The organism is Pedobacter jeongneungensis, from assembly GCF_000633455.1.
In the GTDB taxonomy this organism is placed as follows: Bacteria; Bacteroidota; Bacteroidia; order Sphingobacteriales; family Sphingobacteriaceae; genus Pedobacter; species Pedobacter jeongneungensis_A.
Window position 1 is genome coordinate 174759 of sequence record NZ_AYMG01000023.1, and the last position, 12978, is coordinate 187736.

At 39.3% G+C, this 12978-nt stretch carries 9 protein-coding genes; 6 read left to right on the forward strand and 3 right to left on the reverse strand.

Annotated elements, in window-relative coordinates; all coding sequences use genetic code 11:
- Positions 1-14: 14 nt before the first annotated feature.
- On the forward strand, positions 15-914 hold the full coding sequence (locus U859_RS0120555) for an NDP-sugar synthase (RefSeq protein WP_025145196.1): 900 nt from the start codon (positions 15-17) through the stop codon (positions 912-914).
- Positions 905-1981 (forward strand): phosphotransferase enzyme family protein, encoded by a 1077-nt coding sequence (locus tag U859_RS0120560; protein WP_025145197.1) that lies wholly within the window; start codon positions 905-907, stop codon positions 1979-1981. Before U859_RS0120555 ends, U859_RS0120560 begins: the two co-directional genes overlap by 10 nt.
- 578 nt (positions 1982-2559) lie before the next feature.
- On the opposite strand, the gene dnaK is transcribed toward U859_RS0120560, so the two are convergent.
- Positions 2560-4464 (reverse strand): molecular chaperone DnaK, encoded by a 1905-nt coding sequence (dnaK, locus tag U859_RS0120565; RefSeq protein ID WP_025145198.1) that lies wholly within the window; start codon positions 4462-4464, stop codon positions 2560-2562.
- Between the two features lie 421 nt (positions 4465-4885).
- Here dnaK and U859_RS0120570 point away from each other — a divergent pair, with 421 nt between their 5' ends.
- Entirely contained in the window at positions 4886-5245 is a 360-nt protein-coding gene (locus tag U859_RS0120570) for a DUF1304 domain-containing protein (protein WP_025145199.1), read from the forward strand.
- Between the two features lie 68 nt (positions 5246-5313).
- On the forward strand, positions 5314-5889 hold the full coding sequence (locus U859_RS0120575; protein ID WP_029986003.1) for a murein L,D-transpeptidase catalytic domain-containing protein: 576 nt from the start codon (positions 5314-5316) through the stop codon (positions 5887-5889).
- Positions 5890-6035: 146 nt separating this feature from the next.
- Here U859_RS0120575 and U859_RS0120580 read toward each other — a convergent pair whose 3' ends face one another.
- Positions 6036-7223, reverse strand: coding sequence for a class I SAM-dependent methyltransferase (locus U859_RS0120580; protein WP_025145200.1), 1188 nt, complete (start codon positions 7221-7223; stop codon positions 6036-6038).
- Between the two features lie 289 nt (positions 7224-7512).
- Here U859_RS0120580 and U859_RS0120585 point away from each other — a divergent pair, with 289 nt between their 5' ends.
- On the forward strand, positions 7513-9249 hold the full coding sequence (locus U859_RS0120585; RefSeq protein ID WP_025145201.1) for a GMC family oxidoreductase: 1737 nt from the start codon (positions 7513-7515) through the stop codon (positions 9247-9249).
- A gap of 10 nt (positions 9250-9259) precedes the next feature.
- Entirely contained in the window at positions 9260-9892 is a 633-nt protein-coding gene (locus U859_RS0120590) for a gluconate 2-dehydrogenase subunit 3 family protein (RefSeq protein WP_025145202.1), read from the forward strand.
- Between the two features lie 115 nt (positions 9893-10007).
- Here U859_RS0120590 and U859_RS0120595 read toward each other — a convergent pair whose 3' ends face one another.
- On the reverse strand, positions 10008-12977 hold the full coding sequence (locus U859_RS0120595; RefSeq protein WP_051584743.1) for a glycoside hydrolase domain-containing protein: 2970 nt from the start codon (positions 12975-12977) through the stop codon (positions 10008-10010).
- Position 12978: the final 1 nt, after the last annotated feature.

Here is a 12978-nt window from a genome sequence, read left to right on the forward strand (position 1 = left end):
TAAAAAAACAATAAATGAAACCCACCCTATTAATATTGGCTGCAGGTATGGCAAGCCGTTATGGAAGTATGAAACAGATCGATGGTTTTGGTCCTAATGGAGAAACCATTATCGATTATTCAATATATGATGCCATTAATGCTGGCTTTGGTAAAGTTGTATTTATCATTAAAGAAGAGTTTGTTGATAACTTTAAAGCTATTTTTGAACCGAAACTTGCAGGAAGGATTGAAACTGATTATGTTTTTCAGAATTTCGATTTAAAACAGTTCGGCATAGAAGAAGAAATATACAGAGAAAAGCCCTGGGGTACCGCACATGCAATCCTTTCGGGCAGGAACGTAATTAAAGAACCATTCTGCGTAATTAATGCTGATGATTATTATGGTTACGATGCCTTTAAAAAAATGGTTGATTTCTTAACCACAGAGGTAACAGATAGCAACTATTCGATCATTGGTTACGAAATCGGCAAAACATTATCAGAGTTTGGTGCTGTTTCGCGTGGTGTTTGTAAGGTAGATGAAGCTGGTAATCTCGAGGAAATTGTAGAACGCACCAAAGTTTATCCTAAAGATGGCAGTATATTTTACGAAGAAAATGGCGAGGAATTTCCTCTGGCTTACGAAACGCCTGTTTCAATGAATTTCTGGGGTTTTACACCAGCCGTTTTTAAAATTACGGAAGAGATGTTCAGGGAATTTGCAGAAGCAAATAAAGATAAACCAAAAGCTGAATTTTTTATTCCTTTAATCGGCGAAAATCTGGTAAAAAGAAATATTGCAACTTTTAAAGTGGTGCCAACGCCTAATAAATGGTTCGGTGTAACTTATAAGGAAGATAAACCATATGTTCAGGACAGTATTGACCAGCTGGTTAAAAACGGAACATATCCTGAAAAACTATGGAACTAAATTTAGACTCTGAAGTTTTAGAAGCCTACGGATACGCTAAAGAAAATACAAAAATTACACAAATAGGTACGGGTTTAATTAACCGTACTTATTTGCTTTCGCCCCAAGCTGAAGAGCAGAAATACATTCTTCAAAACATTAATACTTCAGTTTTTAAATACCCACAGGCCATTGCCAATAACCTTAGGGCAATTGCCGATTACCTTACCTTTAATTATCCCGAATACCTTTTTATAAAACCTGTTTCCACAGCCAACAGTGAGGAAATGGCACATATCCACAAAGAATATTGGAGGATGCTCCCTTTTGTACCTAATACCGTCTCTTTAGATGTTCTGGCCGACCCTAAACAAGCTTATGAGGCTGCTAAACAGTTTGGGAAATTGAGCAGACTGTTAGATAAATTTGACGCTAAAACACTTCAGCCAACTATCCCAGGTTTTCATGATTTAGGTTTAAGGTATGAGCAGTTTAAAGAGGCGTTAAACCAGACAGAAGGAGCGCTTAGAGAGCTTGCCAAAGCACAAATAGAAGATGTTCTAACGCATCAATATATCCTTGATTATTATACCTCTTATTCGCATCGAAACGATTTTCCTGATCGTGTAATGCACCACGATACCAAAATTAGTAATGTGTTATTGGATAACGAAACGAACGAAGGTATTTGCGTAATTGATTTGGATACGATTATGCCCGGCAAATTCATATCCGACCTGGGCGATATGATGCGTACGTATCTTTGTGCTTTCTCAGAAAATGAAACCGATCTGAACAAAATTAAAATTCGTTTGCCTTATTTCGAAGCGATGATAAAAGGTTACTTATCTGAAATGAAGAGCATTTTAACGGAAACGGAAAAAGAGCTCATTTTATTTTCGGGTAAATACATGATATATATGCAGGCCCTGCGCTTTTTAACCGACTTTTTAAGCGGGAATAAGTACTATCCGACAAGTTATACCACACAAAACTTAGACCGTGTTAAAAACCAGTTTAAGCTGCTTTATGAGTTATCTGTAAACGAAAAAGAATTGCAGGATATTATTGAAGAGAATTTGGGTTAGATTTTATCATTAATCACCCTAATCCGAAAGTTGTCGGATTTATTTCAGAGGTCCAAGCTAGGTTGCACTCTGCTACTATTGATAGTTTAATAAAAAGAGGCGTCATCTCGACTGAAACGCAGTGGAATGGAGAGATCTATCTCGATAGATTTCTCGACTACGCTTCACTCCGCTCGAAATGACGACCTATATTAAAACACCATCCATAAACAACAAGCCCTCCTCCATAAACCCGACAGCAGCAAAATCCTTTTTTGTTTGCAGCAACCCTTAATACCCTGTCATGCTGAGGTACGAAGCAACTGTAAACCATGGAAAAGATGCTTCGTTCCTCAGCATGACAGCAGTTTAAAAAGATTGCAGCGAATGGCGGGACTACAATCGCCGAAAAGCACCGGAACATTCATTTCCAAAATCTTTTGAACCACATAAGATATTTAAGGTCATATAAGTGATTTCCAAACCTCGCAGGTTCTAAAAACCTGCGAGGTTTAATGCACAAAAAAAGCGTTCCTGAATTAATCAGAAACGCTTTCTATACTCCCAAGACTCTCGACTCAGGACTGAAGACTCAAGACTTATTTATCTTCTTTCACTTCTTCAAAATCAACATCAGTAACGTTATCACCGCCACCTTGAGGCTGACCATCAGCTTGTGGTTGCTCACCACCTTGAGGCTGACCGCCATCTTTGTACATTTCCTCAGATGCTGCGTTCCATGCATTTTGCAATTCAGCTTGCGCTGCATCGATATCTGCAAAGTTACGTGAACCGTGAGCTGCTTTCAATTTCTCTAAACCAGCTTCGATTGGTGCTTTTTTATCAGCTGATAATTTATCACCAAACTCTTTTAATTGTTTCTCAGTTGAGAAGATCAATGCATCAGCTCCGTTGATTTTATCAGCTTCTTCTTTTTGCTTAGCATCATCTGCAGCATTAGCTTCAGCTTCTTCTTTCATTTTTTTGATCTCAGCGTCAGTTAAACCTGAAGATGCTTCGATACGGATTTTTTGCTCTTTACCAGTAGCTTTATCTTTTGCACTTACATGTAAGATACCGTTAGCATCAATATCGAATGATACTTCTACCTGAGGCACACCACGAGGTGCTGGTGGAATACCATCTAAAATGAAACGGCCAATTGTACGGTTCTGACCAGCCATTGGGCGCTCACCTTGTAAAATATGGATTTCTACTGAAGGCTGATTATCAGCTGCAGTTGAGAAAGTCTCCGATTTTTTGGTTGGGATAGTTGTGTTAGACTCGATTAATTTAGTCATTACACCACCCATAGTTTCGATACCTAATGATAAAGGCGTAACGTCTAATAACAATACATCTTTCACATCACCAGTTAATACACCACCTTGAATAGCAGCACCGATAGCTACAACCTCATCAGGGTTAACACCTTTACTTGGCTCTTTACCGAAGAAAGCTTTAACAGCCTCCTGGATAGCAGGGATACGGGTTGAACCACCTACTAAAATAATTTCGTCGATATCGCTTGTGCTTAAACCAGCATTTTTCAAAGCAGATTTACAAGGATCGATAGTACGTTTAATTAAGCTATCAGCTAATTGCTCAAATTTAGCACGAGATAATGTACGTACTAAGTGTTTAGGGCCGCTGGCATCAGCAGTAATGTATGGTAAGTTAATTTCAGTTGAAGTTGTGCTTGATAACTCAATTTTAGCTTTCTCAGCAGCTTCTTTTAAACGTTGTAAAGCCATTGGATCTTTTGCAAGGTCCATGCTGTTTTCTGATTTAAATTCTTCAGTTAACCAATCGATAATAATGTGGTCAAAGTCATCACCACCTAAGTGAGTATCACCATCAGTAGATTTTACTTCGAAAACGCCATCACCTAATTCTAAAACAGAAACGTCGTGTGTACCACCACCACAGTCAAACACAACAATTTTCATGTCTTTGTGTGCTTTATCTAAACCATAAGCTAAAGCAGCTGCAGTTGGCTCGTTAATGATACGTTTTACAGTTAAACCTGCAATTTCACCAGCTTCTTTAGTAGCCTGACGTTGTGCATCGTTAAAATAAGCAGGTACAGTGATAACTGCTTCTGTAACTTCCTGACCTAAGAAATCTTCAGCAGTTTTTTTCATTTTTTGTAAAATCATTGCAGAAATCTCTTGTGGAGTATATTTTCTGTCGTCGATTTCTACACGTGGTGTATTGTTATCACCTTTAACTACTTTATAAGGTACACGCCCAGCTTCTTTCGCACTTTCGTCGTAGCTGTTACCCATAAAGCGTTTAATCGAATATATCGTTTTTGTTGGGTTGGTTATAGCCTGACGTTTAGCAGGCTCGCCAACCTTGCGCTCACCGTTTTCTGCAAAAGCAACAATAGACGGTGTAGTACGTTTACCCTCACTGTTTGCGATAACTACAGGCTCGTTGCCCTCCATTACGCTTACGCAAGAGTTTGTTGTTCCTAAGTCTATTCCAATAATTTTTCCCATTGTATTTTTAATTTCTCTTTTTAAAGTATTATAATTTCTACTCCTATTAAACAATGCTTGTGCCAATTGGTTTTTGGCAGAAAATATAGGTAAAAGACTGTTAAAATGTAAAAAAAGACGTCTGATATTACTGACAGCATGACAGAGAACAATGGAAGATGCATGAGGGAGCAAGACCATAGGTGAAAGCTTAAAGACTAAAGGTTAAAGCAAAGTTTATTTTTTAAAAGGATTTGGAAATGAAAGTTAGCAGTGCTTCGGGAGTACCTGCCCCGCTATCCGCTTTATCCCGACATGACATCGGGATGCCCGCTCTTATCGGGTTTAGTTACAACGGACAGTAAAAAACCAACCTTAATTTTTATATCTTTAGAGATACAATTAATCTATGCAATCATTTAAATCTGTGTAATCCTATTATATGCAAATAGCAGCTCAAATCGTAATCGGCTTAGTCGCCTTCATCCACATCTACATCCTGTGGTTAGAAATGTTCGCCTGGACCACCAGAGCATCAAAAGTTTTTAAAACCATCCCGAAAGATTTATTCGTACCGACCAAAACATTAGCTGCCAACCAGGGCTTGTACAATGGATTTTTAGCGGCAGGCTTAATCTGGTCGTTATGCATCAGCGATCATCAATGGAAATTTTATGTGGCCATATTCTTTTTAACCTGTGTAATCATTGCAGGTATTTATGGTGCCGCAACCGCCAGTAAAAAAATCCTTTATGTACAATCAATACCGGCTTTAGTGGCGCTGATTTTATTACATTTATAATTCGACCCATCCTATTGGTTAGTGTCACACCGACCAAAACAGTGAATTCTTCATGCCATTAATTCTACATGCAAAAGTTATCCGTTCTCCTCGCTTTATTTACACTTTTCGGGTTTAAACCTGTTGCGAACAATAAAATAACTGAAGATAGAATTAATGAAGCCCTGGCTTTCTGCCAGAAAAACAATATGGATACTTCAATTGCCATCATGGTTGATATGAGTATTCATTCGGGCAAAAACAGGATTTTTATTTACGATTTTAAAAAGAAAGAAATCACCATCGAAGGTTTATGTGCCCATGGTGTTGGTGGTGGAAGTACCCCAACAAAACCTGTATTTAGCAATAAGGAAGGTAGTTATTGCACATCATTAGGCAAATACAAAGTTAAAGGCCGTTCTTTTAGCAACTGGGGAATCCATGTACACTACAAAATGTATGGTTTAGAGAAAACAAACAGCAATGCTTTTAAACGTATTGTGGTTTTACATTCTTACACGCCTGTCCCAAATCAGGAAATTTATCCGCAAACTTTATTTGGGCAAAGTGCCGGCTGCCCTGTTTTATCTGATGGAACAATGCGAAAAATTGATATGTTGCTAAAAACCAAGAAAAAACCCGTACTGCTTTGGATTTATGTTTAATTAAAGGAAAGTTAAAAAGAGTAGTCGTCATTTCGACTGAAGCGCAGTCCCGAATATTCGGGAGAGAAAGCTATGGATTAACAAACTCAAAGATTTCTCCACTGCGGTCGAAATGACGACCCTTCGCGGGCGTCTGACTAAGACAACTACAATCCCAATAATCTTTCCAAATGGTGGTAACCAATCCCAAAATATTCCTTACTCGCTTTAATCTTGAGTAAAATCTCCTCTTTTCGCTCCGCACCATGCACCTTGCTCTTTACCCCCACAACAAGCACATTTTTAGGTGTATGTGCATCTGAGATAAATTCGAAAACTTTAGTTTTATATCCGAAGTATTCTAAGATCAAGGCACGGATTCCATCGGTAACCATTTCGGCCTGGCGTTCTAAAAAGATGCCATATTTGGTTAAAAACGAAACATCATTCTTCACTTTGTTTTGCTCAATTTCTCTACGAATCTGTTTATGGCAACAAGGTGCAACAACAATCAGTTCGGCGTTGGCTTTAATTCCTTTAAAAATGGCATCATCAGTTGCCGTATCGCATGCGTGCAAGGCGATTAATAAATTAACATCCTCGGCATTATAATCTTCAATCGTCCCCTGAACAAAATTCAATTGGGCAAAAGCAGATTTTTCAGCAACCTGATTACACAAATCCACCATATCCTGGCGATACTCTACTCCTACTACTTTAGTTTCCAGTTTTAAAACCGAATGAAGGTAATCGTACAGCGCAAAAGTTAAATAACCCTTTCCAGAGCCCATATCAGCCACTTTTTTAATGGTACCTTCTGGCAATTCTTTAATCAAGGCACTTAAAATCTCGATATAATGGTTAATCTGACGAAATTTATCCTGCGCATTTTTGAAAACCTTTCCTTCTGTATCGGTTATTTTTAATTCGGTTAGGTACGATTTCGAATCAGGTTTAATCAATCTGGTTTTTTCTTTGTCATGGCCGGCAGAAGGAACTTCCTTAGTTGATGCTTTGGTTTCCCTCAAAATCACTTTACCGTTGTTCAGTTCCTCTAAAATCAGGTCTTTTTCGGTAGTAAATAGGGTTCCTATTTTAAATCCATTTTCCAGGTAATCAGCAACCAAATCTACAGCTTCATTAATACCATAGTTTTTTACCACATCGCGGGTTTTGTAGCGATAGGTAAAGGCCAGCTTATCATCACGTTTAATCACCACTTTACGGATAAGTATCTGCTTTAATGCTTCCTCTACCCCTTTATAATTTCCTAAAGAAATTTTCACGAAAGTTGCGGCATCGAAACTTTCTTTTAAAGCTGTAGTAAACTGTTTAATATATTCTGACACGGCCATTGATAATTTTGAACTGCAAAGATAATCAAGTTTATTTGGCGAATAACATGCCTTGCACAATGTAACAATAGGGCGACTATATAAAATTGATGGAAAATGTAGTATCTAATACGGACAGGCATTTTCAACTCGAAAAACCCGTAGCATTGCTTTAAATAAATGAATGAGGTAATACGATTTAGAAATACGCAAGCGTAATATTATCTATATTGATTACAAAATAGACAAACGTTTTTTTTTCAAAAAATTAAACTTTAGATTAGGGTATTTAAATAGCTAACCAAAACACATGAGTGACTTTCAGATAAAAAAATCGCCTACCGTTTATGATGCCATTATTGTTGGTTCAGGTGCAGGTGGCGGAATGGCAGCGTACGTTCTGGCACATGCAGGGCAAAAGGTATTATTGCTCGAGGCTGGTCAAAATTTCGATCCACGATTAGATTCGCATCAATTAAAATGGCCCTGGGAATCGCCCCGCCGCGGTGCAGGTACCGTTCGCCCATTTGGTGATTTTGATGCTTCTTACGGTGGTTGGGAGTTAGAAGGCGAGCCTTATACCCAGAAAAACAAAAGCGAATTCGAATGGTTCCGTTCGCGGATGCTCGGTGGCCGTACCAACCACTGGGGCAGGATTTCTTTACGGATGGGTCCGGAAGATTTTAAACCCAAAGATGGTTTGACCGATGCCTGGCCAATTACTTATGCGGATGTAAAACCATTTTATGATAAGGTTGACCGCATGATTGGTATTTATGGAACGGCCGAGGGGATTGAAAGTGAACCTGACGGTATTTTCATGAAACCGCCAAAACCAAGGTTAAACGAGCTTTTCATTAAAAAAGGTGCAGAAAAAGCGGGTGTAAAAGTAATTACCGGTCGTGGATCAGTGCTTACTGAAGCTTTACCGAATAACAACGATCGTGCACCTTGTTTTTATTGTGGCCAATGCGGCAGAAGCTGTAAAGTTTATGGCGATTTTTCATCTTCATCATGTTTGGTAAATCCTGCAGTAAAAACCGGAAACCTTACCGTAATTACCGACGCCATGGTGCGGGAAGTAATTACCGATAAAGATGGCTCTGCAAAAGGTGTATCTTATGTAAACCGTAAAGATCTGCAGGAATATCAGGTAAACGGTAAACTGGTTATTTTAGGTGCCAGTGCCTGCGAATCTGCCCGTATATTACTAAATTCAAAATCAGCCTCACATCCTAATGGGTTAGCCAATAGTAGTGGTGTGGTTGGAAAATATTTGCACGATTCTACCGGAGCAAGCGTTTCGGGCTTTCTTCCACAGTTAATGGATAGAAAACGTTATAATGAAGATGGCGTTGGCAGTGTACACATTTACTCACCATGGTGGCTGGATAACCGTAAACTCAACTTCCCTCGGGGTTACCACATCGAATATTGGGGTGGCATGGGCATGCCAGCTTATGGTTTTGGCGGCGGTGTGGCCGAAATGAACGGAATGGTACCAGGCAGAGATGGAAAAATGAAAGAAGCTGGAGGTTACGGAAAATCGTTAAAAGATGATTACCGCCGTTTCTATGGAACCGGAGTTGGAATGGCTGGTCGTGGTACCGCAATTGCCAGAGAAAGCAATTACTGCGAAATTGATCCGAATACAGTAGATAAATATGGTATTCCGGTTTTAAGATTTAATTATAAGTGGGACAAAGATGAAATTCTGCAGGCAAAACACATGCAGGAAACCTTCCTTTCGATTATGAAAGAAATGGGTGCCGTGGTTACTTCTGAGATTCAGGGGGCCGATACCAATTATGGTTTACTTAACCCTGGAAAAATTATCCACGAAGTGGGTACTATCCGCATGGGCGATGATCCTAAAAAATCAGCGTTGAATAAATATTGCCAGGCGCATGACTGTAAAAACCTTTTCGTGGTTGATGCAGGGCCATTTGTACAACAAGGCGATAAAAATGCTACCTGGACGATTTTAGCCCTTTCGATGCGTACAGCCGAATATATTTTAGCTCAAAAGAAAAAACAAAACATTTAAGAATTACCATATGAACAGACGTGATTCCATAAAAGCATTAGGTTTAACAGCCATTAGTACAACCGTACTTTTGGATGCTTGTAAACAACCTGACACAAAAACAGAGGCAGCCGTACCAGAAGAAACCGCAAAAGAAACCGGAAGAGAGCAGTGGGAAATAGACCGCGACAAAAAACTTAAATCTGAAACTTATTTCACCAAACATGAAATGGCTACGATTACGGTATTGGCTGATATAATCATTCCTAAAGATGATGTATCGGGCAGCGCATCTGATGCGAAGGTACCCGAGTTTATCGAGTTTATTGTAAAAGACATCCCCGAACATAAAGTACCCATGCGCGGTGGCTTGAAATGGCTGGATGTATATAGCTTTAATAGATTCCAAAAACCATTTGTTGAGGCATCTGCCGATCAGCAAATTTCGATCGTGGATGAAATTGCCTATCCTAAAAAAGCCCGGCCAGAAATGCAGGCAGGTGTAACCTTTTTCAACAGGATGAGAAGTTTAACGGCATCGGGTTTTTATACGACAGAAATGGGCGTAAAAGACATTGGTTATGTGGGCAACGCACCAAACCAATGGGCCGGCGTTCCCGCTGATGTACTGAAACAGTACGGCATGGAAAACGTGAAGGTATAATATAAAAAAACCGTCATCTCGACTGAAACGCAGTGGAATGGAGAGATCTGTCTCGAGGCAGATTTCTCGACTTCGCTGCACTCCGCTCGAAATGACGGGAACTTTAAGGGAGTTATTACTCCACTATCAAAATCAGACCTTTTCCTTTTTCAACAGGAACCGATTTTCCATCCACATAACTGCCTGCTATTTGGAATTTATCAATTGCAGGTGCCGTAATTTTAACTTTACCGGCATCTAAACCAAGCTTAACCCAATCAATGGTTAAATTAACCTTAGTATCTCCTTCTGCCCAGCTCGCTAAAGCAATCATTGTTTTTCCCTGCTTTTTATAAACCGTAGCCAAAACTTTTGGGTTATCGGTTTTAACCGGGCAGTTTTCGCTCCAATAGCCAATCATTTCAGATCCCTTTATGCCAAAGTTATCCCAGGCTTTCCACAGTGGTTTTGGATCACTTTTATCCGACCAGCCTAAACGGCTCGTCATGCCATAAATCATCCCACGCCAGGGGTTTCCATCATCCTGCAACATCTCGCCCATTAAACCGAAAGGAATACCACTTACTTCAGTTAAAAAGAAATCAGGATTATTTTTCTGGTAATCGAAATATTCGCCAAACCATAAACGATTCAGGTAAGGGAAATGCTCCAGGTATAAAATGGCACTGTTGTTAAAACCATCACTTTTATTGTACTGGTTTGCGGAGTGCAGATCGATAATGCCCGGATGATTATTCTGTGTCAGTACACGCTTAATGCGTTTCATGGTTACGCGATCGAAGGCTACATCATCTAAATAAACACCATCAATCCCAACATTATTTACCAGCCAGTTCATGCCTTCTACATAGTAATTATGCCAGCGGTTCATTCCGCTGTTAATCACAGCCGCATCTTTAATTTCGGGCACAAACCAGGCAGCAATATAATTACTATCCAAATGCTCCTGTAACCAGCTAAAACCGCCACCTTTACCAGGTGAATATACTTCGGTACCCAAGCTTCTTAAAGCAGGCCACTCGTATGCATGGTTAGAAAGCTCACGAACTGTATTATAAATCTTGACTTTTAAACCTTTCGAGTGTGCATTATCGATATAACCTTTCATCTTTTTCCATTCGATAAATGGATAATTGATCCAGGGATTAATTGGTGTGGCATGGTGAATGTTCACCACCGTTGCGCCTGTCGATTTAATCGAATCTAAATCCCCATACTTATGATAAAAACGGTTATCCCATTGAAAATCGGTATTGATTAAGTGAAAAGGCGTAATCAGCAAGTTGAAATTGTAATAAAGTACATCCCCTTTTTTCATGCTTCTTGCCCCTGTAAAATTATCGGCCAGCATCGAACTGCCTTTTACATTGATCTGGATTCCACCTTTATCTCCGTTACCCCATGATTTAGGTAATAATAAAGGCTTCTGAAGATAAAAATTGGTATTCAGCGGGCGAACATAGTTTTCATCTCTCAAGTTGTAGTACAGGCCTGCATTCACGTTCCCGATCCATACGGCATCCTGGTTTTTATTGGGCACATCCCATTTCCATTTTAAGGTATCAGGCCGAATACCACCTTTTTCTCCCAAACCCATTAAATATTTGGTAGAACCTTTATCAAACGGAATATGAAAATCGACATTACTGAATGCTACATCCTTTAACGCTGTAACTTTAACCACGTAATGTACATAACCATCAAACTCTAAAGCACCTTCTAAATCCATTTTGAGGTTTTCAGAAGTATTACTTGCCGACCATTTTACTGTTCCAGCCTCTTTACTGGTAATCTGGAAATTATTGGGAATAAATTTCTCCTGGGTTTTTGGCGTATTATAAAAGTGAAAGTGAATAGGCTCAGCCAGGATATTATTCGGTTTTTCGCTATAAGCCGTCATTTCAGCATTAAAGAAAGTCTGGATCTGTTTAGGGAAACCATCTGCGTTAATTTCAAATTTTCTGCCTAAAAGAGAGATTACATTTCCCTCAACCGTTAGCGGCGTATAAGGAGCAACCACAGTATTGGCTTGTGCCAAAGTAGAATTTAACCAGGTTAAACGAGTCTGTTTGTTTGGCGTTCCTACACCGGCATCAGCTAAAACTTCACTACCTACGGTAATTTTAACATCGATTACTTTAGATTTTCCATTGGCTTTGACCGTAAATTTTCCAGCATAAATGCCTGCAATTGTAGTTTTAGGAAAATTTATAGTAATCCACATCGGCTGAATTTTACCTGATACTACATTTACTGTCTCTACCAATGGTTTGTTATCGTAACTCGTTCCATTGGTATTTAAACAGTTGATATTTTTCGAAGAAATTATTTTTCCTGCTGTAGTTTTTAAATCGCCGAAGTTCACCTCAACGTTTTTTAAATCTTTCAAAGCATATACACCCAATTGAAAAGCATAGTTTTCGCCTTTGCTGGCCGTTCCTGTGAAAGAATTTAATGCACCTTTTTGCACCCAACGGTAAGGCAGGTCGTTTTGCATTTTGATGGGGTACATCCTATCCTCCGGAAATACAATAAAAGCTTCGGACGGATATTTTGCTTTAATTGCATTGGTTTCTTTAGCTGTGGCAATCACTTCCATCGGATAAAAAGAGTTGAATGCATCAATGGATTGAATCTCCATCACTGAAGTATTCACTTTAACTTGCTTTGCAGCAGCTAACCAAGCCTGATCTACCTGTTTAGGTTTGATGTAAACACCTTTTGGATAATTGCTCCTGCCCTCGTTTTTATAAGCGAGATAATACACATAATATTTTCCGGCACCAGTAGTTTCAAAATAAACATCGGCACTTTCTCTAGTTAGTTTATCTGTACCAACAATTGAAATAGTTTTACCGTTGGCATCCTGAATAATGATTCCTTTTAACTCAGGATGTTCGTCTCTTCTACGCCAGTCTATTTTTGCATGGCCAATCTTGCCGTTACCTGCAAACTGTAACACAATCCTGTGGTTACCCAGCGAATCAGGGTTCCAGGCATTATTGCCATTCGTATATTTTAATATTTGTGCATTAAGGGATAGCTGCCCGAATAGACAGAACAGTAGAAAAAGCCTAAATTTCATT